Source organism: Kitasatospora sp. NPDC127116 (assembly GCF_042677365.1).
GTDB classification, from domain to species: domain Bacteria; phylum Actinomycetota; class Actinomycetes; order Streptomycetales; family Streptomycetaceae; genus Kitasatospora; species Kitasatospora lactacystinica.
This window is the reverse complement of record NZ_JBHXTL010000046.1, coordinates 13,840-39,228: the sequence shown is the minus strand read 5'-3', so window position 1 is coordinate 39,228 and position 25,389 is coordinate 13,840. Positions and strand designations below refer to the sequence as shown.

At 73.1% G+C, this 25,389-nt stretch carries 16 protein-coding genes and 1 tRNA gene; 13 read left to right on the top strand and 4 right to left on the bottom strand.

Annotation, left to right across the window (positions count from 1 at the left end):
* The first annotated feature begins 51 nt into the window (after window positions 1-51).
* From ACFVHV_RS19980 to ACFVHV_RS19935, 10 genes are all read left to right on the top strand, one after another.
* Window positions 52-510 (top strand): DUF3592 domain-containing protein, encoded by a 459-nt coding sequence (locus ACFVHV_RS19980; RefSeq protein WP_380352450.1) that lies wholly within the window; start codon window positions 52-54, stop codon window positions 508-510.
* Window positions 511-869: 359 nt separating this feature from the next.
* Window positions 870-3,752, top strand: coding sequence for a type I DNA topoisomerase (topA, locus tag ACFVHV_RS19975; protein ID WP_359902055.1), 2,883 nt, complete (start codon window positions 870-872; stop codon window positions 3,750-3,752).
* A gap of 156 nt (window positions 3,753-3,908) precedes the next feature.
* Window positions 3,909-7,463, top strand: coding sequence for a dTMP kinase (gene tmk, locus ACFVHV_RS19970; protein WP_380352448.1), 3,555 nt, complete (start codon window positions 3,909-3,911; stop codon window positions 7,461-7,463).
* 179 nt (window positions 7,464-7,642) lie between these two features.
* On the top strand, window positions 7,643-8,854 hold the full coding sequence (locus ACFVHV_RS19965) for a DNA polymerase III subunit delta' (protein ID WP_359902138.1): 1,212 nt from the start codon (window positions 7,643-7,645) through the stop codon (window positions 8,852-8,854).
* A gap of 285 nt (window positions 8,855-9,139) precedes the next feature.
* Window positions 9,140-10,330, top strand: coding sequence for a hypothetical protein (locus ACFVHV_RS19960; protein WP_380352446.1), 1,191 nt, complete (start codon window positions 9,140-9,142; stop codon window positions 10,328-10,330).
* A gap of 157 nt (window positions 10,331-10,487) precedes the next feature.
* Window positions 10,488-12,242: an alpha/beta hydrolase gene (locus ACFVHV_RS19955; protein WP_380352445.1), complete on the top strand. Its 1,755-nt coding sequence runs from the start codon at window positions 10,488-10,490 to the stop codon at window positions 12,240-12,242.
* Window positions 12,243-12,350: 108 nt separating this feature from the next.
* A complete protein-coding gene (gene leuE, locus ACFVHV_RS19950; RefSeq protein WP_359902067.1) occupies window positions 12,351-13,001 on the top strand; it encodes a leucine efflux protein LeuE in 651 nt (216 codons plus the stop codon).
* 82 nt (window positions 13,002-13,083) lie between these two features.
* Window positions 13,084-13,157: transfer RNA gene (locus ACFVHV_RS19945), tRNA-Thr, on the top strand.
* 361 nt (window positions 13,158-13,518) lie between these two features.
* On the top strand, window positions 13,519-13,875 hold the full coding sequence (locus ACFVHV_RS19940; protein WP_380352443.1) for a hypothetical protein: 357 nt from the start codon (window positions 13,519-13,521) through the stop codon (window positions 13,873-13,875).
* Window positions 13,872-18,614 carry a caspase family protein gene (locus tag ACFVHV_RS19935; protein ID WP_380352441.1) on the top strand — a complete coding sequence of 1,581 codons (4,743 nt, stop codon included), beginning with the start codon at window positions 13,872-13,874 and terminating at the stop codon, window positions 18,612-18,614. Before ACFVHV_RS19940 ends, ACFVHV_RS19935 begins: the two co-directional genes overlap by 4 nt.
* Window positions 18,615-18,741: 127 nt before the next feature.
* Here ACFVHV_RS19935 and ACFVHV_RS19930 read toward each other — a convergent pair whose 3' ends face one another.
* Both ACFVHV_RS19930 and ACFVHV_RS19925 read right to left on the bottom strand, forming a co-directional pair.
* Complete coding sequence (locus tag ACFVHV_RS19930; protein ID WP_359902074.1) at window positions 18,742-19,386, bottom strand: response regulator transcription factor; 645 nt, start codon at window positions 19,384-19,386, stop codon at window positions 18,742-18,744.
* On the bottom strand, window positions 19,350-20,741 hold the full coding sequence (locus tag ACFVHV_RS19925; protein ID WP_380352439.1) for a histidine kinase: 1,392 nt from the start codon (window positions 20,739-20,741) through the stop codon (window positions 19,350-19,352). Before ACFVHV_RS19925 ends, ACFVHV_RS19930 begins: the two co-directional genes overlap by 37 nt.
* Before the next feature lie 238 nt (window positions 20,742-20,979).
* Between ACFVHV_RS19925 and ACFVHV_RS19920 the strand changes: the two genes are divergently transcribed.
* From ACFVHV_RS19920 to ACFVHV_RS19910, 3 genes are read left to right on the top strand one after another with little or no spacing between them, the layout of a single operon-like run.
* A complete protein-coding gene (locus tag ACFVHV_RS19920) occupies window positions 20,980-21,363 on the top strand; it encodes a hypothetical protein (protein WP_380352437.1) in 384 nt (127 codons plus the stop codon).
* A gap of 11 nt (window positions 21,364-21,374) precedes the next feature.
* Entirely contained in the window at window positions 21,375-22,277 is a 903-nt protein-coding gene (locus ACFVHV_RS19915; protein WP_359902141.1) for an ABC transporter ATP-binding protein, read from the top strand.
* Window positions 22,274-23,914, top strand: coding sequence for an ABC transporter permease (locus ACFVHV_RS19910; RefSeq protein ID WP_380352436.1), 1,641 nt, complete (start codon window positions 22,274-22,276; stop codon window positions 23,912-23,914). Before ACFVHV_RS19915 ends, ACFVHV_RS19910 begins: the two co-directional genes overlap by 4 nt.
* Window positions 23,915-24,062: 148 nt before the next feature.
* Here the strand turns inward: ACFVHV_RS19910 and ACFVHV_RS19905 are convergent, their stop codons facing one another.
* Together ACFVHV_RS19905 and ACFVHV_RS19900 are read right to left on the bottom strand one after the other, a co-directional pair.
* Entirely contained in the window at window positions 24,063-24,647 is a 585-nt protein-coding gene (locus ACFVHV_RS19905; protein ID WP_380352434.1) for a TrmH family RNA methyltransferase, read from the bottom strand.
* Window positions 24,644-25,288, bottom strand: a complete 645-nt coding sequence (locus ACFVHV_RS19900; protein WP_359902088.1) for a methyltransferase — start codon at window positions 25,286-25,288, stop codon at window positions 24,644-24,646. Before ACFVHV_RS19900 ends, ACFVHV_RS19905 begins: the two co-directional genes overlap by 4 nt.
* Window positions 25,289-25,389: the final 101 nt, after the last annotated feature.

Below are 25,389 nucleotides of genomic sequence, written 5' to 3'. Positions count from 1 at the left end.
TGAAGCTCTGTCCACAGGCTGTGGACAGAGCTGGGGAGCCGGGGGCCAGGGGTGGACACGACGACGGCGATGGTGGGCGGGTCGGTGCTCGCCCTCTTCGGTGGCGTGCTGCTGCTCTGGTGCGCCGCCGAAGTGGGGTTGCGCCTGCGGGTGCGCCGCCGGGGGGCGTCGGCGGTGGCCACCGTGATGGCCGAGGACGACGTGCACGGCCAGCTGGACAGTGCTCCGCTGCTCTCCTTCTCGGTGCCGCCCTCGGTCGGCGGCGCGGGCGCGTGCGGGATCGCCGGGCTGGTGATCGCCCGTCCGCGGGGGCACACCCCGCTGCGCCGCCCGGACCGCTTCGCGCCCGGAACCTCGGTGCGGATCTGTTACGACCCGCGGCGCCCGAGCAGGGTGGTGCTGGCCGCGGGGGAGGTCGGTCGGGCTGCCGTCGTGGACCTGCTGTGGAGCGTCCTGGGCGTGGGCTGCCTGGCGGCGGGCGCCGGGCTCCTGGCCGTGGTCGGCAGCTGAGCCCCACCCTCACCCCCGCCCCGCCGCCCGCTCCGCCCCGTCCCCGCTCCGTGAGAACCCGTCGATTTTCCGTTGACAGATCTTGAAATCCGTCATTCCATCCTCCGGAACCTGCCGAAGGCCCCCCTCCGCGGGGCGCGAACCTCCGTCATCGGGTTACCGTTCGAGTGGCGTCGGTGAGCCCGGCAAGTGAAAAAGCGGGATCCGTCCGTTTGACAAGGGTGGCCGGGGTACGGTCACACTCCGCTGGTGGGGGTGTCGTGCCGCGGCAGCCCCGGGGCGGTGGAGGGGTCGGGCGGAGTGCAGCCCGTGCTGCCGGCGCCGACCAGCCACATAAGGACCGGGAGAGAAGAGCGAAGGTGTCCCCGAGCAGCGAGACCGCGCACGGACAGCGACTCGTCATTGTCGAGTCGCCGGCCAAGGCGAAGACGATCAAGGGCTACCTGGGCCCCGGCTACATCGTCGAGGCGAGCGTCGGGCACATCCGCGACCTCCCCAGCACCGCGGCCGAGGTGCCGGACAAGTACACCGGCGAGGTGCGGCGCCTCGGGGTGGACGTCGACCACGACTTCGCGCCCATCTACGTGGTCAACGCGGACAAGAAGTCCCAGGTCAGCAAGTTGAAGTCGCTGCTCGCGGAGTCCGACGAGCTCTTCCTCGCCACCGATGAGGACCGCGAGGGCGAGGCCATCGCGTGGCACCTCCAGCAGGTGCTCAAGCCCAAGGTGCCGGTGCACCGCATGGTGTTCCACGAGATCACCAAGTCGGCGATCCAGGAGGCCGTGGCCAACCCGCGCGAGCTCAACCAGCGCCTGGTCGACGCCCAGGAGACCCGCCGCATCCTCGACCGGCTGTACGGCTTCGAGGTCTCGCCGGTGCTGTGGAAGAAGGTCATGCCGAAGCTGTCGGCGGGCCGGGTGCAGTCCGTCGCCACCCGACTGGTGGTCGAGCGCGAGCGCGAGCGGATGGCCTTCCGCGCCGCTTCGTACTGGGACCTGGTCGGCACCTTCGGCACCGGCCGCACCCCGGCCGACGCCGCCAACCCGGAGACCTTCGGTGCCCGGCTGGCCTCTGTCGACGGCAAGCGGATCGCCAGCGGCCGCGACTTCGGCCAGGACGGCCGGCTGAAGGCCGCCAGCGCGAACACCCTGCACCTGGACGAGCAGGCGGCCCGTCAGCTGGCCGCCGCCCTGGAGCAGACGGCGTTCGGCGTCCGCAGCGTCGAGTCCAAGCCGTACCGCCGCTCGCCGTACGCGCCGTTCCGCACCACGACGCTCCAGCAGGAGGCCAGCCGCAAGCTGGGCTTCGGCGCCAAGCGGACCATGCAGGTGGCCCAGAAGCTGTACGAGAACGGCTTCATCACCTATATGCGTACCGACTCCACCACGCTGTCGGACACCGCGATCACCGCCGCCCGGGCCCAGGTCACCCAGCTGTACGGCGCGGACTACCTGCCGGACGCCCCGCGCACCTACGCCAGCAAGGTGAAGAACGCGCAGGAGGCGCACGAGGCGGTCCGCCCGTCCGGCGACCGTTTCCGCACCCCCGCCGAGACCGGCCTGACCGGTGACGACTTCAGGCTGTACGAGCTGATCTGGATGCGCACCGTCGCCTCCCAGATGAAGGACGCGGTCGGCCAGTCCGTCACCGTCCGGGTCGGCGGCACCTCCGCCGACGGCCGGGACGTCGAGTTCTCGGCCACCGGCAAGATCATCACCTTCCACGGCTTCCTCAAGGCCTACGTCGAGGGCGCCGACGACCCGAACGCGGAGCTCGACGACCGTGAGCGCCGGCTGCCGCAGGTCGCCCAGGGCGACCCGCTGGCCGCCGAGCGGATCACCCCGGAGGGCCACGCCACCAAGCCGCCGGCCCGCTACACCGAGGCCTCGCTGGTCAAGGAGCTGGAGGACCGGGAGATCGGCCGCCCCTCCACCTACGCGTCGATCATCGACACGATCATCCAGCGCCGGTACGTCTTCAAGAAGGGGACGGCGCTCGTCCCGTCCTTCCTCTCCTTCGCCGTGGTCAACCTGCTGGAGAAGCACTTCGGCCGGCTGGTCGACTACGACTTCACCGCCAAGATGGAGGACGACCTCGACCGGATCGCCGCCGGTGAGGCGCAGTCCGTGCCGTGGCTGAAGCGCTTCTACTTCGGTGAGGGCGAGGGCCACGCCGCGGGCGGCGCCGCCGAGGCCGGCAACGGCGACGGCGACCACCTGGGCGGCCTGAAGGAACTGGTCACCGACCTCGGTGCGATCGACGCCCGGGAGATCAGCTCGTTCAGGGTCAGCGACGACATCACCCTGCGGGTCGGCCGCTACGGCCCGTACGTCGAGCGCGCCTCCACCGTCGAGGGCGAGCCGGGCCAGCGTGCCGACATCCCGGACGAGCTGCCGCCGGACGAGCTCACCGTCGAGCTGGCCGAGGAGCTGCTGGCCAAGCCCAGCGGCGACTTCGAGCTCGGCCCGGACCCGGTCGGCGGCAACATGCTGGTCGCCAAGGACGGCCGCTACGGCCCGTACGTGACCGAGATCCTGCCCGAGGGCACGCCGAAGACCGGCAAGAACGCGGTCAAGCCGCGCACCGCCTCGCTGTTCAAGACGATGTCGCTGGACACCGTCACGCTGGAGGACGCGCTGCGGCTGCTCTCGCTGCCCCGGGTGGTCGGCACCGACGCCGAGGGCGCGGAGATCACCGCGCAGAACGGCCGCTACGGCCCGTACCTCAAGCGCGGCACCGACTCCCGTTCGCTCACCAGCGAGGACCAGCTCTTCACGATCACCCTCGACGAGGCGCTGGCGATCTACGCCCAGCCGAAGCAGCGCGGCCGGGCGGCCGCCGCCCCGCCGCTCAAGGAGCTGGGCAACGACCCGGTCAGCGAGCGCCCGGTGGTGGTCAAGGACGGCCGCTTCGGTCCGTACGTGACCGACGGCGAGACCAACGCCACGCTCCGCAAGGACGACGACGTCGAGACCATCACGCCGGAGCGCGGGTACGAGCTGCTCGCCGAGAAGCGGGCACGCGGACCGGTGAAGAAGGCGGCGAAGAAGGCCCCGGCGAAGAAGGCCGCGGCCAAGAAGACGACCACCGCCAAGACCGCGGCGACCAAGACCGCGGCCGCGAAGAAGACCGCCGCGAAGAAGACCACCACCAAGACGGCGGCGGCGAAGAAGACGGCGGCCAAGAAGACCGCCACGAGCAGGACGGCGGCCGACAAGGCCTCGGCCACCGAAGAAGGCTGATCCGCGGTCACCGCGGCCGGGCCCGCACCCCCGATCCCGGGGGGCGGGCCCGAGGCCCGTCGGGTCTGTGCGGGGTACGTCACAACCCGGTGATGAGCACGATCCGGAAGCCCGTTCGCCACATTCCGGCCAGGCCCAGCCCGCTACGCTGACCGTATGACGAGCGAGGAGCAGCCCACCCCCAGCGCCCCGGCCGCCAGAGCGGGGGTGTCCGACCTGCCCGGGGTCGCGCCCGCCGGGACTCCGGTGGACCGGGCCCGGGCGCTGCTGCGGACACGTGCCTACCGGCGCCTGTGGACCACCCAGCTGATCGGCGGCACCGCCGACCGGCTCGGTCTGCTGGTGCTGATCGCGCTCACCGTGATCGCCGCCGCCCAGGGCGGCCGGTTCGGCAGCCTGCCGCGCAGCCTCGCCTTCGCCCTCGCCGCGGTCCTCGCCGTCCGGGTGCTGGCGACCGGCCTGGTCGGCGTCGCACTGCTCGGCCCGGTGCACCGGCTGGTCACCGGCCGACTGGACCGGCGCTGGACGCTCTTCGGCACCGACGTGCTGCGCGCCCTGCTGATCGGCCTCGCCCCCTGGTGGAGCGTCTGGCTGGGCTCCGCCGCCGAGCCGTCCGGGGCCGCCACCTACGCCCTGCTCGCCACCGTGTTCGTCACCGGTGCCGCCGAGCGGGTCCGGGGGATCGCCAAGGCCGCCGCCGTTCCCGGCCTGCTGCCTCCGGCCAACCCGCACCTGCCGGTCGCCGAGCAGCGCCCGGCCGCGGCCAACCTGGAGAGCGTCCGGAGCATCGACCGCTTCACCGGCTGGGTGACCGTGCCGCTCGGCGCGCTCGGCCTGGTGGCCTTCACCCTGCTCAACAACATCGGCGCGGCCCTCGGCTCCGACTGGCTCCGCGCCCACCAGCTCACCTTCGCGGCGCTCGGCGCGGCCGGGCTGTTCGCCGCCGCGGCGGTCCGCGACCACCTCCAGCAGCTGCCCGGCGGCCCGGTGTCCGTCGCCCCGGTCTCGCCGCTCCAGGGCCTGCGCGCCCCGACCGACGCCGCCCCCGGCCCCGCGCTGAGCAAGGGGCGCACCGGCGGCGCCCCGTACTTCACCTTCGCCGTCGCGGCCGGCTACGCCGCGATGGCGGGCGTCGCCGCGCTCGCGCTGCTCACCGCCGCCGAGCACCGCGCCGGGCCGATCGGCTACGGCCTGCTGGTGCTCGCCGCCGCCGGGACGCCCGCCCTGGGCGCCCGGCTCACCCGGGCCACGCTGCCCTCGCTGTCCCGTCGCCGGCTGCTCGCGCTGGCGCTGCTCACCCAGGGCGTCGCACTGATCCTGGCCGGGCTGGTGCTGGACTTCGTGCTGGTCCTGCTGCTCACCGTGCTGGCCGGGCTGGCCGCCGGGATCGTGATCTCGGCCGGACGCACCCTGCTCGCCCAGGAGGTCGAGGAGGCCCGGCTGCCGAAGGTCACCGAGCACCTGTTCGCGGTGCTCCGGACCGTGGTCGCCGCCGCGCTGGTCGTCGTCCCGCTGATCGCCGCCGCCTACGGGGACGTCGAGTACGGCACCGTCGAGCCCGGCTCCTTCACCTTCATCCACGGCGGCGCGGCCCTGGCCGTCGCCACCTCCGGGCTGCTCACGCTGGTGCTCGCCGCGGTCGTGCTGCTGCGCACCGACGACCGGCGCGGCACCGCGCCGTTCGTCCGGGACCTGGTGGACTCGGTGCGCGGCCCGGGCGGCCCGGCGCCGCGCCTCGGCGCGGGCACCGGCTTCTTCATCGCCCTGGAGGGCGGCGACGGCGCCGGCAAGTCCACCCAGGCCCAGGCGCTCGCCGAGTGGATCCGCGGCAAGGGGCACGAGGTCGTGCTCACCCGCGAGCCCGGCGGCAGCCCGGTCGGCCAGCGGCTGCGCGGCCTCGTCCTGGACGTCGGCAACACCGGCCTGTCGCACCGCGCCGAGGCGCTGATCTACGCCGCCGACCGCGCCGAGCACGTCGAGAACGTCATCCGGCCGGCCCTCGCCCGCGGCGCCGTGGTGATCACCGACCGGTACATGGACTCCTCCATCGCCTACCAGGGCGCCGGTCGCGACCTGGCCGCGACCGAGGTCGCCCGGATCTCCCGCTGGGCCACCGGCGGGCTGCTGCCCGACCTGACCGTCGTCCTGGATGTCGACCCGACCAAGGCCCGCGAGCGCTTCACCGAGGCGCTGGACCGGCTGGAGTCCGAGCCCACCGAGTTCCACCTGCGGGTCCGGGCCGGCTTCCTCGCCCTCGCCGCCGCCGACCCGGCGCGCTACCTGGTCGTGGACGGCAGCCAGGCCCCCGGCTTCGTCACCACTGCCATCCGGCACCGGCTCGACCGCGAGCTGCCGCTCTCCGAGCAGGAGAGGGCCGCCCGCGCCGAGCAGGAGCGGCTGGCCAAGGAGGAGGCCGAGCGCCGCGCCGCCGAGGAGGCCCGCAAGAAGGCCGAGGAGGAGGCCGCCGAGCGCAAGCGGCAGGAGGTGCTGGCGCAGCTGCGGGCCGAGCAGGCGGAGCAGGAGCGGCTGGCCGAGGAGGAGGCCGAGCGGGCCGCCGCCGAGGCCCGGCGCAAGGCCGAGGAGGAAGCGCGCCGCAGGGCCGAGGAGGAGGCCGCGCGTCGCGCCGAGCAGGAGGCCGAGCGGCGCAGGGCCGAGGAGGCCCGGCTGGCCGCCGAGGCCGCCGAGCGCAAGCGGATCGCCGAGGAGGCGGCCGCCCAGGCCGAGCTCCAGCGGCAGCGCGAGCTGGCCCGCGAGGAGCAGCGCCGCCGGGCGGAGGAGGCGCTCCAGCGGGCCGAGGAGGCGCGGCTGGCGCAGGCCGCCGCGCTCGCGGCCGCGGCTGCGGCGGCGGAGTCCGCGGAGGGCCGGGCCGAGGCGCGGCCGGGTCCGGGTTCGGCGTCCGACGCGGGTTCGGCGTCGGGTCCGGGTTCAGCGTCGGGTTCGGGTTCGGTGGCCGGGGAGTCGGCTGCGGAGACGACCACGGAGCTGCGGGCGGTCCGGGACGTTCCGAAGGGCGCCCCGCGGGACGCGGCGCAGTCGGCGGCGCAGGCTCCGGTGGGCGGGCTCGGGGACGAGGCGACGCGCGAGCTCTCGCCGCGGGACCGGCAGGCGGCCGTCCGGGCTGCTGAGGCCGCCGAGGCGCGCAAGGCCGCGGAGGCTGCCGAGGCGCGCCGGGCGGCCGGCGGAACTGCCGGTACGGTCGACGAGACCGCCAAGCTGCCGGTGGTGCCGGCCTCGGCGGTGGACGAGACGGCCGTGCTGCCGAGGGTCCCGGCGGAGGCCGACCGGACCGAGGTGCTGCCGCGGATCGAGCCGGGCCGCACCGAGGGCCGCACCGAGGGCCGGCCGGCGCAGGGGCCGCGGCGCGCGGAGCCGGTGGACAGCACCCGCGAGCTGCCGGTGGTCGACGCCGGGCCGACGGCCGAGCGGTCGCAGCCCGGTGCCGAGCGGCCGAGGCCGGAGTGGGCCGAGGAGACGCCGCTGGACGACCTGCCGAGCCTCACCGACACCCTGCTGGGCTCGCACGACGAGTGGACGCGCTGGGAGCACGGCGGTCAGGGCCAGGGCGCTCCGTACGGCGGCCCGCAGGGCGGCGCGGAGCGGCCCGAGGGCCGCAGGGACGCACAGGACAAGGGCGACGGCACGGGTGACGGCAAGGGCGACGGCAAGGGCGACGGCAAGGGCAAGGGCCGTCGCTGGGGCCGCCGGGGCTGACCGGACACGTGTGGGCGGCGCCGTCGGGGCAGGTCCCCGGCGGCGCCGCCGCGTTCCGTGGGGCCGCCTCCTCGCCCCGCCGTGACCCGGACGGAGCAGTGGGTGTCGGAGCGGAGACGTATGCTCGACGGCGGGGAAGAGGCGCCACGAGCGCTGCCGTACTGAGCTTGGGAGCAGCAGTGGCCGTCTGGGACGACCTGGTGGGCCAGGAGCGGGTGGTCGAGCAGCTGACCGCCGCCGCCCGGGCGGCCGGGGCGACGATCGAGGCCGGTCGCGGGACCGCCCCGGTCGAGGGCGCGAACGCCTCCCTGATGACGCACGCGTGGCTGTTCACCGGCCCGCCCGGCGCCGGGCAGGTCACCGCCGCGCGCTCCTTCGCCGCCGCCCTCCAGTGCACCAGTCCCGACCTCGCGCTCGGCGGCACGCCCGGCTGCGGGTTCTGCGACGGCTGCCACACGGTGCTGGCCGGCAGCCACGCCGACGTGAAGTACGTCCGTACCGACGGCCTCTCCATCGGCGTCGGCGACATGCGCGACCTGGTCGTGCGCGCCTCCAGCTACCCGACCGGCGGCCGCTGGTCGGTGATCCTGGTGGACGCCGCCCACCGGCTCACCGAGGCCGCCGCGAACGCGCTGCTCAAGGGCGTGGAGGAACCCTCCCCGCGCACCGTCTGGCTGCTGTGCGCCCCCTCCGTCCAGGACGTGCTGCCGACCATCCGCTCACGCTGCCGCCTGCTGGTGCTGCGCACCCCCGCGGCCGAGGCGGTCGCCGACACGCTGGTCCGCCGTGACGGCGTCGACCCGGAGACCGCCCGGCTCGCCGCGCTGGCCGGGCAGGGCGACATCGAGCGCTCGCGCCGCCTCGCCGTCGACGAACAGGCCCGCACCCGCCGGACGGAGGTGCTGCGCATCCCGCTGGAGGTGGGAGACATCGGCGGCTGCCTGACCGCCGCCCAGCGCCTGGTCGACACCGCCAAGGCCGACGCCGAGGCGCTCGCCGAGACCCAGGACGCCAAGGAGACGGACGACCTCAAGGCCGCCTACGGCGCCTACGAGGGCGGCAAGGTGCCGCGCGGCATGGCCGGCGCGGTCAAGGAGCTGGAGAAGCGGCAGAAGAGCCGGGCCACCCGCACCCGCCGGGAGACCCTCGGCGTCGCCCTGCTCGACCTGCTCGGCTTCTACCGGGACGTGCTCGCCATCCAGCTCGGCTCCACCGGCGCGCTCGCCAACGAGGACCAGCGGCAGGCGCTGAACCGGGTGGCCCAGGCCGGGCCGGCGGAGAGCACGCTGCGGCGGATCGAGGCGGTGCTGGCCTGCCGTCAGGCGCTGGACCGCAACGTCGACCCGCTGCTCGCGGTCGAGGCGATGACGGTGGCGTTGCGCGCGGGCTGAGCGCGGGCTGAGCGCCGATCGGGGGCGGGGCCGTCCGGCTCCGGGCCCTCGGGCCCTCGGACCGTCCACCCGGGCGTCGCTCCGGCGGGCGTCGGCTGTACGCCTCCCGGAGCCGGTGCGCCATCCCACCTTCGAGTGAACGAGCGACACTCGCCGGGCACACCGTCGTGTGACCGTCCACCCGTTGTGCACGCTGGGGGCCGACTGCGCCCGCTGCCGGGGCGGTCGCCTTCCGTGCGCGCCGGGTCCGGTTCGGCGCGACCCCCTCCAGAGGTGGTGCGTCCCGTGGTTCGTTCGCTCCTCGTCATCCCCTTGCTGGCCGCCGCCCTCGGCGGGATCTGGCTGGCCCGGGGCGCCCAACACCGCTGGCGCGACCTGCGCGCCGCCGAGACCTACGAGCTGGCCGGCGACCGCTGGCCGATGCTGCTGCGGGCGGCCGGGGCGATGGTCTGCGGGGTGTGCGTCACCGCGCTGACGGTGCTCACCACGCTGGGCGCCTTCGGCGGTCTCGGCCGGGGCACCCAGGAGCCGGACCGGGCGGAGCCGGTCGTGGACGCGGCGGGCTCGGCTCCGGGCACGGACACGGGTGCCGGGACCGGTTCGGGGACGGTGGTCCGGCAGCAGCAGGCGGTGCCGCCCGCGGTCGCCGAGTCGGCCGCCGCCCCCGACCCCGCTGCCCCCGCCGCCGTCGCGGCTGCCGCGGCCCCCGCCGTGGTCAGCCGCTTCGACAGCGTCGGCCACCCCGGCGGGGGCGAGCTGCTCCAGTCCGCCGTACTGGGCCCCGACGGCCACCCCCGCAACATCCGGGTCTGGCTTCCGCCGCAGTACGCCAAGGAGCCGAACGCCCGCTTCCCGGTCGTCGTGATGCAGGCCGCCACGCCCCAGAAGACCGCCGACGCCGAGGTCCCGGACGTCTTCGAGGGCATCGGGGCGGCCCTCCAGACCGGCAAGTCCCACCCCTTCATCCTGGTCGCCCCCGAGGCGCCGAACGGCACCGCGCACCCCTGCGAACTGGTCGCCGCCGCTCCGGCCGCCGTCGCCGACGACGCGACGCTGCGCACCACCATCGCGACCTCCTTCCGCACCCTGCCGCCCGGCCCGGCCTCCTGGGGCACCCTCGGCGTCGAGGCCGGCGCGCCCTGCGCGGCCGCCGCCGGGCTCTCCCGGCCCGACCTGTACGGCGCGGCGGCGGCGGTCTCCGGCCGGTACGACGCCACCGCGCTCACCCAGACCGGTGCCGAGGCCCCGGCCGGCAGCGCCGCCAAGCTGCTGCTGGCGGCCGCCAAGGGCGACTCCGCCGGGCTGGACGCGGCCCGCAAGCTCCAGGCCGCACTGAAGGCCGGCCCCGGAGCGGCGGCCAAGGCCGAGGTGCGGATCTCGGACAACGTGCAGGACTTCACCCCCGACCGGGAGCGGCTGCGGCTGGTCCGTCAGGCGGCGCAGTTCCTGGCCGAGGCGCTGGCCAGGGCGTCCTGAGGGCAGGTCCGGCGGCACTACGCTGCCCGGTACCCCGGAGCGGGTGCCGGGCAGCTGCGTTTCCTCCGGGGTGCTTCGAGGGTTGTTCCCACTGCGGGTGTTCCCCCGGTGTTCCTTCGGTTCTTCCACGTGCTGGTCGGTTGCGGAGAGGTGGCGGATGAGGGCCTTCGAGCGGGCACAGGCGCAGGCGCAGGCATCGGTGCGGGCGCGGGCACAGGCATCGGCGCGGGCACGGGTGCTGGCCGCGGCGCTGGTCGTCGTAGGGCTGCTGGCGGGCGGTTGCAGCGCGGATCCGGCCGGGGCGCCGGCGGCCCCCTCCCCGGACCCGGCCGCCTCCGGCACGTCCTCGGCCCCGACGGCCGCGGGGGCCGGAGCCACCCCGCTGGAGCCGCTGCCCGCCGCCGTCCCGGCCGCGCTCGCGCCGTACTACGCGCAACGTCCGGTCTGGCAGCCCTGCGACAGCGGGTTCGAGTGCACGACGTTCCGGGTGCCGCTGGACTACGACCACCCGGGGGACGGGGACCTCACCCTCGCGGCCGCCCGGGCCGCGGCGGAACCGGCGGGCACCGGGAGTGCTTCCTCCGACCCGTCCGCCCCCGCCCCCGCCCACGCCCCCGCCCCGTCCGCCTCCGCCACCGCCTCTGCCTCCGCCGCTTCCCAGGGCACGCGGCTCGGCTCCCTCCTGCTCAACCCGGGCGGGCCCGGCGGCTCCGCGATCGAGTACCTGGAGGCCGCCGCCCGCACGTACGACCACGGGGTGCGGGCCCGCTACGACCTGGTCGGCCTCGACCCGCGCGGGGTGGGCCGCAGCAGCCCCGTCAGCTGCCTGAGCGGCGACCGGATGGACGCCTACACCGCCGTCGGCCTGGCGCCCGGCGACCAGGGCGGGGTCGACGCGCTGGTCGCGGCCGACAAGGAGTTCGCCGAGGGCTGCCGGACGCAGGCCGGGGCGGCGCTCGGCCACCTCGGCACCGTCGAGGCCGCCCGCGACATGGACGTGCTGCGCGCCCTGCTCGGCGACGAGAAGCTGAACTTCGTCGGCAAGTCCTACGGCACCTTCCTCGGCGCGACCTACGCCGGGCTGTTCCCGAGCCGGGTCGGGCGGCTGGTGCTGGACGGCGCGATGGACCCGTCGCTCGACTCCGTCGCCGGCAACCGCACCCAGGCGGGCGGCTTCGAGACCGCCTGGGCCGCCTTCGCGCAGGACTGCGCCAAGCGCGAGGACTGCCCGCTCGGCCGCACCGAGCAGCAGGTCGGCGACCGGCTCACCGCCCTGCTCGGCGGGGTCCGCACCGCCCCGCTGCCCACCACCGACGCCGGCCGTCGGCTCACCGGGTCCCAGGCGACCACCGGCGTCATCCAGGCCATGTACGCCGACTTCCTCTGGCCCAAGCTGCGCGCCGCGCTCACCGACGCCGAGGCCGGCGACGGCACCGGGCTGCTGAGGCTCTCCGACGACTACTACGGGCGCGAGTCGGACGGCTCGTACCCCAACCTGATGTTCGCCAACATTGCGGTGAACTGCCTCGACCTGCCCGCCCCGTTCCACGGCCCGGAGGACGTCCAGCGGGCGGTACCGGAGTTCGAGCGGGTCTCGCCGCACTTCGGGCGCGACATGGCCTGGATGGCCCTGACCTGCGCCTACTGGCCGGTCCGGGCCACCGGGGCGGCGCACACCGTCCGGGCCGCCGGCGCCGCCCCGATCGTCGTCATCGGCACCACCCGCGACCCGGCCACCCCGTACGCCTGGGCGCAGTCGCTGGCCGGCCAGCTGGAGTCCGGGCGCCTGCTCACCTTCGACGGCGACGGCCACACCGCGTACGGCCGGCACAGCACCTGCGTGGACGGCGCGGTGAACCGCTTCCTGCTGACCGGGGAGGCCCCGGAGCAGGGCAAGCGCTGCGAGCGGTAGGGCGGGCCGGGCGCCGGCCGACCGACAGGTGGTTTTCACTTCAACCGATTACCGGTACGGCGTTACGATGAGCGCCCCTTGCCACCCTCCCCTGCACCGGAGCTCATCGTGCTCGGAGTCAACGACCTGGCGACGTACATCCTCGGCGCCCTCGTCATCATCCTGCTGCCCGGCCCCAACTCCCTGTACGTCCTGTCCGTCGCGGCCCGCAAGGGCATCCGCACCGGCTACCGGGCCGCGGCCGGCGTCTTCATCGGCGACCTCACCCTGATCAGCCTCACCTCGCTGGGCGCGGCCTCCCTGCTCAAGGCCAACCCGGCCGTCTTCGCCGTGGTCAAGTTCGGCGGCGCCGCCTACCTCCTCTGGATCGGCTACGGCATGCTCCGCGCCGCCCGCCAGCTCTGGCGCGAACGCCGCGCCGCGGCCGACCCCACCACCGAGCAGACCCCCGAAAGCACCGAGAACCCCTTCCGCCGCGCCCTCGTGATCAGCCTCCTCAACCCGAAGGCGATCCTCTTCCTGCTCTCCTTCTTCACCCAGTTCGTCGACGCCTCCTACGGACAGCCCGCCCTCTCCTTCGCCCTCCTCGGCGGCATCCTCCAGACCTTCAGCTTCCTCTACCTCTCCCTCCTGATCTTCGCGGGCACCACCCTCGCCACCGCCTTCCGCCGCCGCAAGCGCCTCTCCGCCACCCTCACCAGCGGCGTCGCCGTCCTCTTCGCCGGCTTCGCCGCCAAACTCGCCGTCTCCTCCGCCTGACCCCCGCCCCCGGATACCGGGTAACGGATCACCCGCCAACCTGTGTAGACTGGCCCGCGTTGCCGCCACACACGGCGACGGTGCCGCCTTAGCTCAGCTGGCCAGAGCAACGCACTCGTAATGCGTAGGTCGCGGGTTCGAATCCCGCAGGCGGCTCTGTAGAAGCCCCAGGACTCACTCGCCGTGACCTGGGGCTTTTGCCTTTCCCCGATCTGCGGGCAGGCGCCGGCGACGCGCCACGGGATCGCTTGCTTGAGCGATGCGTGAGCGCGGGTGTTGATCCCGCCTCGGCCCTTGCTCCTCGGCCCCGGCCTTCCCGGCTTCGCCCCCGGTCCGGACGGCTCGCTTCGGTGCGGATCCGCAGCGGCGATCACGTGCCGCACCGTGCGCGGAGTCGGCCGCGACGAAGCGGAGGAGCGTGTCCAAGGCCGGCACCTCGGCCTGTTCGCAGCTGGTATGGTGCGGCATCTGATTGGTCGCAAGCCCGGGGGGCCTGGTGCAGATCACTCTTCGTTTGGTGGACGCGCGCTCCGATGAGTTGGGCGCGCTGGAGAAGTGGCTCAAGTCCGAGCGTGATCTGCGTCGTGTGGTCGTCCGGCGCGAACACGCGGCCACCCTTCCGGGCGACATGGGAGTGCTCGCGGACTGTCTGCGCTTTGCCATCGATGCGGGACTGGTCGGTGTGCTGGCACAGTCGGTGATCGACTACTGGCGGTCGAAGGCCGCCTCCCGTCCGGCCGAGGACAGGCCGATGCTGGTCATCGAACGCGTGGATGCTCCTGACGGCACGCGGACCATCACCATCGAGGCGCGTGACCCCGAAACCGCCGAGGCGGTGCTCCGCGAACTGCCGCGTTCTCTCGGCAGTTCATGAACGCCGAGCCGCCTGCCGGAGAGAAGTCACGCGCCGTCCTCATCTCGTCCCGCATCTTCACCGACAGTACGTTCGCCGAGCTCGAGGCGGTTGAGCGAACAGTCGAGAAGGTGAGCGAGCAACTGCGTGATCCTGCTGTGTGGGGGCTCAGGCTCGATCACTGCCAGGAGATCTTGACGCACAAGAGCAACCCCGCCGAGATCCTCTCGGTCGTCCAGGCGGCGTCCCAGGCGGCGGAGGAGTGCTTCGTCCTCTACTTCGCGGGTCACGGTGTCGAGGAAGGCGGGCAACTCCTGCTGCCACTGACGCATTCCCGAGCCGACATGCCGAGCACCATGCTGGCGTTCGCCGACCTGATGAATGCGGTGGGCAGCGGGCCCGCGCCGATCAAACTCGTCCTTCTCGACTGCTGCCATGCCGGGCTGGCCATGGACGTCCTGCCCTTCGAGCAACACGTTGCCGGTGAGGCACCGGAGGGCTGCTACGTCCTCGCCGCCTGCGAAGCCAACCGAACGGCCAAGTCACCCGAGGACAACGAGTTCACGGCTTTCGGCCAGGCCCTCATCACGTGCCTGGTGGCTGGTGGGCCGTCCACTGAGCAGTTCTGGACACCGCGGCAACTGTTGGCGCATGTCGACAAGTGGCTCACCAGCCGTGGTTACCCGCGACCGGTCACCAATGACTCGCGGGTGGGTGAACTGCCCTGGGTGAGGAATCGGCGGTTCGTGAAGCCGTTCGAGGCGGCCGGCTATCAAGCGCCCGCGCCGGACAGTGACAGTGGGACGCCGGCGCAACCTGAGAAGATCCAGTACCTCGGCCCGGACCCGTTGCCGCTGCCGATCCCTTTCCTGGGGCGCGACGCATTGCTGGGTGAGGCGCGCCCAATGGTGCGCATGGGGCAGGTCCTTCCCGTGATGGGACGGGCGCAGGTGGGCAAGTCGGCGCTTCTCACCTCGCTTCTCGCCAAGGCCGACCTCCTGCCCGCGGGTTCCCTCCCGCCCGTGGTGCTCGAGATCGAGCCCAGTGCGGCGGCTGAGAGCCCGCTGATGGAGGCGATCACCAGAGCGCTGCACCAGACGCTGGACGACAGCGAATTCATGGTTGCGGCCAAGCGTACGACCGATGGCCTTCTCGACCTCGTTCTGCCTCGTCAGGTCAAGGGCAGGAGTCTCATTCTTGTCATCAAGGCGTCTCGCATCGACCTGAATCGCCCGGAACTCCGCGAAGAGCTGGACGAGCTGCTGAGGCAGGACGTCTTCAAGCGCGCCGCGGTCATCGTGGAGACCACCGAAACCGTTGAGATCGACGGTGGAAGCCACCGGCCGAGGCCCCTCGTCGTACCTGCGCTGGCCACATCGGACGCTCTCGCGCTGATCGGCGACTGGCTCGCCGACGAGAATCTCGTGACCGATGTCAACGGCCTGGATCTGGTGGGCTATGACGAGATAGTGCGTCGCCCCGGGGTCATCGAACGCGCCGTCCGCCTGGTCTGTCGAATTCACCGGAAGGACGATTACGACAGTTTCCTCGCGGGATTCGACGCCCGTTCCCGGGCGGCGGTGGAGATCGGGCCCGAAGAGTTCGAAGAAGCCCTGATGGAGGCCGCAGAGCCGACCATCGCCGGCGTACTGGACAGGGCCTGGTCCACCGCGACAGGAACGGACCGCACCAAAGGCCAGGCCCTCCTCACCGTGTGGGGAGTCATCGACGAACTGCCACTCCCGGTGGTCGCGCTCCGGGGCATGGGGTTGCCGGACAGTGTGTTGCGGGTGCTTTTCAACGAGGGGATTCTCGTCCCTTGGCGTCCCGCCGCCGACTCGGGACCTCCAGCCGGGGATTCCCCCCGGCTGGAGGTCAGCCCGGTCAGTCGAGAGGCGCTCAGGAACGATCTCCTGCGTACGATCCGGTCCACCGCTGACATGGCGGCGGGCGCCGACGGGGAGCGCCCGTGCGACGTCGTCGACCGGAACCTGATCGCGGCCGGGCGCCTGCTGGCCAACACGGTGCTGCCGAGCGGGGAGACGGAGGGGGAGTCGGAGGCAGTGCCTCGTGTGATCGAGGCACTGCGTCGGGCCGTGGGATGGATCGACCGCCATGTCCCGGACGCGCTGCCCGGGTTGCGCGCGCGACTCGGCCTCTACGTCAACGGCGACTCCGCGGACGCGGTCCTCCTGCCGGTGGCGCAGACGATCGGTTCTGTTCCGCTGACGGACCCGGCGAACACCTCGCCGGAGACGGTCTCGCGGACTGGCGCGGAGAGTGAGCGATCGGCTGCCCGGAATGCTGTGGCGAACGGTGCAGAACCCGGCAACGGAGCTGTGCGGGGATGGGAGTTGATCGACGAGCTGTACGCGGCGGCGGGACGCCTCAACCTGGCCTCCCGGGCGTCTGTGCAGGAGCCGGATGCGGTCGCGACCTTCCTGTCCGCGTTCGAGTACGCCGTATCGCTCTTGGAGGTGTGCGGTGAAGCCGCCCCGTGGCGTGTGCTTCGCTCCGTCGACCAGTGCGGCTTCCACGGGGCGCGCCGCCATCGCGCGCTTGCCCAGGTGGCCCCCGCCCGTGAACGGTTGACGCGACAGCTGGCGGCCCTCCATGAAGGTCCCGCCAACGTCTCGCTGAACCGTCTGCTGTGGTCGACATCCTGGATCCTGAACACGGCTGCTGCCCAGATTTCGGCAGACGTGAGCGCCGATGCCTCCGACAGTCTCGAACTGGCGGAGCAACTGATCGAGGTCTTTCCTCTGGCGCAGGAGTCGCGGGCCCGCCAGACCCGGAACTGGTTCCTCTACAGGTTGGCAGGACTTCGCCGTGCGACGGCGACGACGGCGGACGAGCGACGGACAGCGGTGCGTTCCGCCTATGAACTCGCGAACGAGAACGCCCGTTTGGCGAGCGTGGTCCCGGAGCGTCAGCAGCAGTGGACACACAATCTCCTGGCAAGCGGGTACATGTACGCGCAGGAGACAAGGGGGGACGGAGAGCGGCTGGAGCTGGCCCGGGAGACACTGTCGGCACTTGAGGAGGCGTGGGGCTCCAGGGACGACTGGCCGGTGCCACTGGTGGTCGAAGCGGCCGGATTCCTGCGCAGGGTCCACGAGCGGCACGCGGATCTGGAGTTGCAGTACGCGGGTGCCCGGGAGGTTCTCGCTCTCCTGAACGGCCGGGCCGGAAGCCTTGCCGATCGGGAGGGGCCCAGCGCCACCATGCCGCTGGACCACATGGTCGAACTGGCCGAGGCCAACGCGTTCCTGGCCTATGTCTACCGTGAGCGCAACGATCACGCGTCGGCCCGGCACAGCCTTCAACAAGGTGTGCGCATGGCCCGGATCGCCGTGCGGTCCTTCCCCACCGGACGCACCTACATGACGTGGCTCCGGCTGCTCCGCACGAAGCAGGCCTGGTCCGGGGGCGGTCGTGGACGGACGCTGCTTCCGGAGCACGCCAAGGCCGTCGAAGAGGTCCGTCGGTGGCTCGACAGTGGTGAGGAGGTCCGGGCCGGGAATCAGTCATTGGCCCTGCTGCACTTGTGGTGCTTGGACAGCGATTGGCAGCGGGAAGGGACCCTGGTGGTCGCGGCGCAGGCCGTACCCGTGCACAACACGGGCTGGAACACCGGCCGTTCCTTGCAGCAGGTACGAGCCGACCAGGTTCACCGCGGGCGCTGGAACGCGCTGATGGCGCATGAGCGGGTGTACGGTCCGACCTGGGCGCTGTACGAGGCCCGCATCAGGATCACTCGTGAGTACCAGCGCTGGACCGCGATCTACAGCAGGCGCCCGCAGGAGGTCGATCACGGACCGGTTTGGGAACTGCTGGACAGGGCCGGGCAGTTGTTTCCGCGGAACCTGGACGTCATGAGGTCCCGTGCGTCCTACCACCGATACATCTGGGAGTACGGCGAGGCGGCTCGACTCCACGCCGAGGCGGCTCGGCAGGAGCGGGACGGGGACCGTTGGCGTCGTGGTCTGATCGAGGCGTCCGAGTGTCTGCTGAGACAGGCGATCTATGAAAAGGGGATTTCCTCCGCGGCGCGGGAGTCGGCCTTGTGCGCGGCTTCGGACTACCTGCAGGAGGTTACCGAACTCCACACACAGGCCCCCCGGGTGTCGCTGCTGTCCGCTCGGATCGCCCTCGAGTTGGGCAGGCCGGTGGACTGGGACCTGGCCGACTCCAAGTTTGCCGAGCTGATCGGTGACGACTACGTCGGAAACGTGGGGCGCTACCTCAATGAACGTCGGGACCGGACGGCCGCGGACATCGACAGCGGCCCCGCGGCGGACTCCGTTGAATGGGAGCATGCGGCAGCGCCCCATGAGGCACTCGTGGTGGATGACCTCCTCGAAGAGCACTTCACCGACGTCGAAGTCCTGATGTCTCTGGGGAGTCTCTACCTGCGGCGTTCCATCTTGAACGCGGAACAGGATCCGGAAGCGGCCCGGTCCAGCGCCTGGCGGGCCTACAACTGCTTCGACGGACGCAGGGTCATGGAAGCAGCCGTCAACGGTCAGGAGAAGGTCGACACTGCCTTCATGCGCGGTCAGACCATCGCATGGGCGGCCGAACTCGCCGGCTCCACGGACCCCTTTCCCCGAGACAGCGGATGGCAGCGCGGGTGGCTGGATCTCGCGGAGTCTCGACTGCAGTCTGCCCGCAGTCGAAGTGCGGGCGGCTTCCACGAGTTGGTCTGCACGTGGGACAGCCGGTTGCGGGCGCTGAAAGCCGGGCTCAGGAGAAAGTGACGCACTGTCATCGGTCGAGTGCCGGTGCCGAGTGGTTCGTCCGCAAGAACGGACCGTGCCGCACTGCCGAAGGCCCGGGCCGGATCGGATCCGGGCCGGGCCGTTTCGTGTGCGCCGGCGGGTGGGGTCACTGGTCGAGGTAGGTGAGGGCGGCCAGGATGCGGCGGTTGTCGGTGGTGGTCGGGGGGAGGCCGAGCTTGGTGAAGATGTTGGTGATGTGCTTGGCGACGGCCTTCTCGGTGATGAAGAGGGCCTGGGCGATGCCGGCGTTGGAGCGGCCCTGGGCGAGGGATTCGAGGACGTCGCGTTCGCGGGTGGAGAGGGTGGCGAGGGCGGTGTCGCGGTCCTTGGCGGCCAGGAGCCGGGTGACGACCTCGGGGTCCATGGCGGTGCCGCCGGCGGCGACGCGGCGGATGGCGTCGAGGAACTGGGCGCCGTTGGTGATGCGGTCCTTCAGCAGGTAGCCGATGCCGCGGCCGCCGGTGGTGAGGAGTTCGCGGGCGTAGAGGGGTTCGACGTACTGGGAGAGCAGCAGGACGGGGAGGCCGGGGGTGGTGCGGCGGGCGGTGAGGGCGGCGCGCAGGCCCTCGTCGGTGAAGGTCGGCGGCAGCCGGACGTCGACGATCGAGACGTCCGGCCGCTGCTCGGTGAGGGCCCGGAGGAGGTCGGGGCCGTTGTCCACGGCGGCCGCCACCTCGTGGCCGTGGGCCTGGAGGAGGCGGATCAGGCCGTCCCTCAGGAGGAAGTGGTCTTCGGCGAGGACAATGCGCAAGGAAGCTCCATGGTCACCGTGGTCGGACCGTCGGGGGGACTGCTGACGGAGACGACCCCGTCGAAGGTGGCGAGCCGTCGTTCGACGCCGCGCAGCCCGGTGCCCCGGCGGGCGTCCGCGCCGCCGCGCCCGTTGTCGGAGACGGTGATGCGCAGCACGCCGCGATCGTAGCGGAGTTCGATTCCGGCGCGGCCGGCGTCGGAGTGCTTGACGACGTTGGTGAGGAGCTCCGAGACCGCGAAGTAGGCGGCGGACTCGACGGGCATCTCGGGGCGGCCGGGCAGGTCCGCCGAGACCTCGGTGGGGACCGGGCAGACCATGGCCAGCGCCCGTACCGCGTCGGTGAGTCCGCGGTCGGCGAGGACCGGCGGGTGGATGCCGCGGACCAGGTCGCGGAGCTCCTCCAGGGCCTTGGCCGAGGACTGGCGGGCCTCGACCAGCAGGGCGCGGACGGCCTGCGGGTCGCTCTCCAGGAGGTGTTCGGCGGCGTCCAGGGTCATGCCCATCGCGACCAGCCGGGCCTGGGCGCCGTCGTGCAGGTCGCGCTCGATCCTGCGGATCTCGGCCATCCGGGTGTCGACGGCGGTGCTGCGGGTGGCGGTCAGGTGGGCGATCCGGCCGGCCAGCAGCTCCTGCTCGCCCGGGGCGAGCATCGAGTGGACGTGGCGGGCGTGCCGGTGGACGGTGCGGGGCGCGAGCCAGAGCGCGAGCGGGAGGTGGAGCAGGCCGAGGACGCCGGCGAGGACGGCGGTGACGGTGCCCTCGATCGGGATGAACTCGAACCAGAGGCCGTCCCATTCGGCGGACAGCGGGACGCCGAAGAAGGCCAGGAAGACGCCCCAGAGGCCGGCGAGCAGGGCGGCGACCGGCAGGAAGGCCAGCACGCTGCCGAGGAACGGCTCGGCGAGGACCCAGCGGAACTCGCGGCGGGTCTGCGGGTCGCCCGTGATCCAGCGGTAGCGGGCGAATACGCCGGAGGCGCCCTCGGGCACCGGGGGCAGCGGGCCGGGCGGCCCCGGGAAGCGGATGCCGGACCAGTCTGCGGCCAGGGCGCGTTGACGGTCGGTCAGCGCGCGCACCCGGGCCATGGCCCGCGGGACCAGTCCGAGGCCCGGGCCGACGAGGGAGAGCGCGCCGGTGACACCGAGGGAGTGGGCGAGGGCGACACAGGAGAGCCGGCTGAGGGTCAGGCTCCGGCGGAGGGCGGTGAGCCCGGCCGCTACCGAGAACCCGGCCGGTACGGAAGAGCCGGCCGGTACCGAGGACCCGGCCGGTGCGGCGGATCCGGCGGGTGCGGAGAGCCCGGTGGGCTCGGCCGGTGCTGGGCTCTGTGCGGGTCGCGTCGTGCTGTCCATGGATGTGGTCCCCTCCCGGTGGTGCTGTCGCACGGCCCGTCGTACCGGCCGTGAGGCCATTCTGGCGACGGCGGGCGGGTGTTGTCGGTGGGAGAAACTCCCCCTTCGGCCCTACGGGATATCTGCCGAACGGCAGATGGCAGGAGTCCGCGGATCGGCCAGGCTTGCGAGCGTGTTCACGTGCCCCGGGGGACGGGCCCGGGACGGTGCATCCGATCACAGCCGCAAGGAGGATGAGGTGGAGCGACGTGCGAGATCCGGATACGGGACGGTCGTTCTCGTGGTGGCCGCGCTGGTGTCGCTCGCCGGTTGTGCCGACGCCAGGGACGCCGCGCCCGAGGACAGGACCTTCGAGTTCGCCGGCAGGAGCCTGGACGTGAAGTCGCACGGTGCGCCGGCCGACCTGGTCGCGGTCGACCGCGAGGACGTCAAGGTCACCCGCTGGTTCGACACGAGCGGGAAGATCGGCAGTGCCAAGGAGTCCTGGACGCTCGAGGACGGGGTGCTCGAACTCAGGGCGGGGTGTTCGGGGCTGGCCAACTGCGACACGAAGTACCGGGTCGAGGTGCCCCAGGGGGTCGTGGTGCTGCGGGACGGGCGTGGGACGGAGCTCAAGGGGTGAGGGCGGAGAGCGTGCTCGAACTGGTGGATGTCACCAAGGTCCACAAGGGCGGAAAGCGGGCCGTCGACGGCATCACGATGCGGCTCGGGCCGGGAATGGTGGGGCTGTTGGGGCCGAACGGTGCCGGGAAGTCCTCGTTGATGCGCATCGTGTCGACGGTCACCCGGCCCACGAGCGGCCAGGTCCGCTACCGGGGCGTCGACGTGGTGGCCGAGCCGGACCGGCTGCGCCGGGAACTCGGCTATCTGCCGCAGGACTTCGGGGTCTACCCGAACCTGACGTCACGGGAGTTCCTGTCCTACCTGGCGGCCGCCAAGGGGATCGGCGCCCGCTCGGCCCGGGCCCGGATCGACGAGCTGATCCAGCTGGTCAACCTGACCGAGGCGGTCAAGCGCCCGCTCGGCGCGTACTCGGGCGGCATGCTCCGCCGGGTCGGCATCGCGCAGGCGCTGCTGGCCGACCCCCGGGTGATCGTGGTCGACGAGCCGACCGCCGGCCTGGACCCGGAGGAGCGGGTGCGCCTGCGCAACCTGCTCAGCGAGCTCGCGGCGGACCGGGTGGTGATGCTGTCGACCCACATCGTCTCCGACGTGGAGTCGGTCGCCTCCGACATCGCGGTGGTCGCCCGGGGACGGCTGCTGCGCCGGGGCGCGCCGGACGAACTGCTCCGGGAGGTCGACGGGCGGGTGTGGGAGGCGGTGGTCGATCCGGCCGACCTCCTGGAGGTGCAGGCCCGCCACGTGGTCAGCCGGATGGTGCGGACCGGGCGCGGCGTGCGGCTGCGACTGCTCGCCGCCGAGCCGCCGCGGCCCGACGCGGTGCCGGTGCCGCCCGACCTGGAGGACGCCTACTTGGGCGTCATCCACCGGCCGGGGGAGCGGGACGGGGCCGAGCCGCGGGCGGTGCGGCGGTGACCGGATCGGTGCTCGCCGGGCTGGCGGTCGGCGACTTCCGCGACCGGGTGCGCCGGCCGGTGTACGCGGTGACGCTGCTCGCCGCGGTCGGGCTCGGCCACCTGGCCGTACCGGACGCGGGCGGCCACTGGACGATCATGGACGTGGGCGGGAACCGGGGCGTCTACAACAGCGCCTACGTCGGTGCGGTCACCGCCCTGGCCGGCGCCCTCTGGCTCACCTTCGGCGGCTTCTACGTGGTGCGCAGCGGCATCGCGCGGGACGAGACGACCGGGGTCGGACAGATCCTCGCCGCCACCCCGCTGCGCACCTCCCAGTACCTCCTGGCCAAGTTCCTGAGCAACCTGCTGGTGCTCGCCTCCATGGTCGGCGTGCTGGCCGTCACCGCGCTGCTGATGCAGCTCGCCCGCGGTGAGGACCGCGCGGTCGACCCGGCAGCCCTGGCGGAGCCGTTCCTGCTGCTCTCGCTGCCCCTGATGGCCGTCACCGCGGCGGCGGCGCTCCTGTTCGAGACGGTGCCGCTGCTGCGGGGCGGTTTCGGCAACGTCGTCTGGTTCGTGCTGGCCATGGTGCTCGCGATCGGCGGGCAGTCGGCCTCCGCGCCGCTGGACGGCCTCGGTGTGCACCGGATCGCGCGGTCGATGGGCGCGGCGCTGGAGGCCCAGCACGGGACGGCCGACCCGGGCGGGTTCAGCCTCGGCCTGACCAAGGTGGACAGGCCGCTGGGCACCTTCCGCTGGGACGGGTTCGACCCGTCCTCCGGGTTCCTCCTCGGCCGGCTGGCGCTGGTGCTGGCGGCGTTCGCCGTGGCGGTGCTGCCGGCGCTGTGGTTCGGCAGGTTCGATCCCGCACGCGGGTCCGGCGGGGCGGCCGCGCTGCCGGAGCCGGCCGAGGTTCCGGAGCCGGCCGCGGTTCCGACGGCCGCCGGGGCGGCGGGCCGGCTGTCCGGGCCGGACGCGACGGAGCCCGCGGGGGCGCGCCGGACGACCGCGCGGGGTGCCCTGCCACGGACCGAACCGCGGCGGGCCGGGGCGTTCGGCCGGCTGCTGGCGGGTGAGGTCCGCATCCTGGTGCAGGGCGTCTCCCGCTGGTGGTGGCTGGTCGCGGCCGGGCTGACGGTGGCCGGGTTCGTGCTGCCGACGGACGCCGTCACCGGCCTGCTGCTGCCCCTGGTGTGGCTGTGGCCGGTCCTGATCTGGTCCCGGCTCGGCAGCCAGCGGGTGGAGAACGGTCTGGAGGTGCTGCTGGGCGCCTACCCGTCGGCCCGGCGCCGGCTGCTCGCCGAATGGGCGTCCGGGCTGGTGCTCACGGCGGTGACGGGCGCCGCCCCGCTGATACGCATGCTGGCGGCGGGCGACGGCGCGGGGACGGCCGGCTGGCTCGGCGGCGCGTTGTTCGTCCCGTCGCTGGCCATGGCGCTCGGCGTGGTGAGCCGGAGCCACCGGCTCTTCCAGGCGGTCTACCTGCCGCTCTGGTGGGTGCTGGTCAACAACGTCGCCGCCGTCGACTTCATGGGGGCCGTGCGCGTCGACGGCAGCCCGGCCGGTCCGGGCCCGCTGCTGGTCGGGGCGCTGTCCGCGGTGATGCTCGCGGTGGTGTTCCTGGTCGGCGCGGCCCGACGGAACGTCAAGGGCTGAGGAACGGGCTGAGGCCCGGGTTGAGGAACGGGCCCGGGGCGGAAGCCGAGGCCGAGGCCGAGGCCGCGCGAAGCCGGGAGCCCGGCCCGTCGACGGACGGACCGGGCTCCCCTCGCGCTTCGGGTCGCACCTCGGGGGCGCTGCTCGGCTACTCGTCGTCGCCGAGGTCGCCCGCGAGGTCGCCCGCGAGGTCGCCGTCCGGGGTGCCGCTGATCGCGTAGCCCTGCCGGCGCGCCTCGTAGCAGGCCACCGTGGCGGCCGCCGAGACGTTCAGCGAGCCGACCCGGCCCAGCTGCGGCACGAACACCACCTGGTCGCACAGGGCAAGGGCCTCGGGCGTGATCCCGCGGTCCTCGTGCCCGAGCACGAAGGCCACCGCCGGGGTCAGCTCCGCGGCGAACATCGGCACCGCCTCGTCCGCCAGCTCCAGACCGACGACCTTGAAGCCGTCCGCCTTGGCCGCCGCGACGGCCTCGGCGACGGTCGGGAAGTGCTCCACCTTCAGGTACTTGTCGGTGCCCATCGCGGCCTTCTGAGCGCCGGACGAGCGCACCGACGGGGTGTCCCCGGCCAGGTACAGCTTCTCGGCGCCCATCGCCGCGCCGGTGCGGACCACCGAGCCGACGTTGAACGGCGACTGGAGGTTCTCCAGGATCATCGCGAGCCGGAACTCGTTGCTGCGCCGCCAGGAGCGGTGCAGTCGCTTCAGTTCGGTCCCGCGCAGCTGCTTCACGTCGTCGTACCTCGTCCGCTCTCGGAGCCCTCGCCCACCTCGGGGCGGGGCCGCGCTTCCAGAATCCGGGACCCGTTGACCGATGCGACCCGAGTGGTCGGGTAGCCCTGCTCGTTCAGCCACTTCTGGAGCGAGTCCGAGCCCAGGTGCTTCTGCACCACCAGGAACGCCGAGCCGTCCGGGGTCAGCCGGTCGAGCCAGTGCGTGAGCAGGCGGCGCAGCGCGGCCTTGCCGATCCGGATCGGAGGGTTGGAGTAGATGGTGGCGAAGCGGACGTCCTCGGGGACGTCGTCGGGCAGGGCTGCCCGGACGTTGCCGAGCCCCAGCGCCTCGGCGTTCAGCCGGACCAGCTCCAGGGCGCGCTCATTGACGTCCACCGCCCAGACCGGGAGGCGCTTGCGGCGGCTCGCCCAGGTCAGGGCGATCGGACCGTAGCCGCAGCCGATGTCCAGGATCGGGCCGCGCACCCGCGGCTGCGGGGCGTGCTCCAGCAGGATCCGGGTGCACGGGTCGAGTCGGCTGCGGGAGAACACCCCGGTGTCGGTGGTCAGTTCCAGGGTGAGGTCCGGCAGGGAGACCGTGATCGGCCGGCGGTCGCTGGCCACCTCGGGTGCACCGGTGAAGTAGTGCGAGCCGGACATGATTTCCCCGTCGTTCGTATGGGCCTCGGGGCCACCGGGTGGGTGTGGGTTAGCCCTTTGTACGGCACCGATCGTACCCCCGGTGGCCCGGACGGCGTTCA

Excerpts from the sequence above, each read along its gene's own strand:
- tmk (WP_380352448.1), top strand. The coding sequence starts at position 3,909 with ATGACGAGCGAGGAGCAGCCCACCCCCAGCGCCCCGGCCGCCAGAGCG.
- ACFVHV_RS19955 (WP_380352445.1), top strand. The coding sequence starts at position 10,488 with ATGAGGGCCTTCGAGCGGGCACAGGCGCAGGCGCAGGCATCGGTGCGG.
- ACFVHV_RS19935 (WP_380352441.1), top strand. The coding sequence starts at position 13,872 with ATGAACGCCGAGCCGCCTGCCGGAGAGAAGTCACGCGCCGTCCTCATC.
- ACFVHV_RS19925 (WP_380352439.1), bottom strand. The coding sequence starts at position 20,741 with ATGGACAGCACGACGCGACCCGCACAGAGCCCAGCACCGGCCGAGCCC.
- ACFVHV_RS19900 (WP_359902088.1), bottom strand. The coding sequence starts at position 25,288 with ATGTCCGGCTCGCACTACTTCACCGGTGCACCCGAGGTGGCCAGCGAC.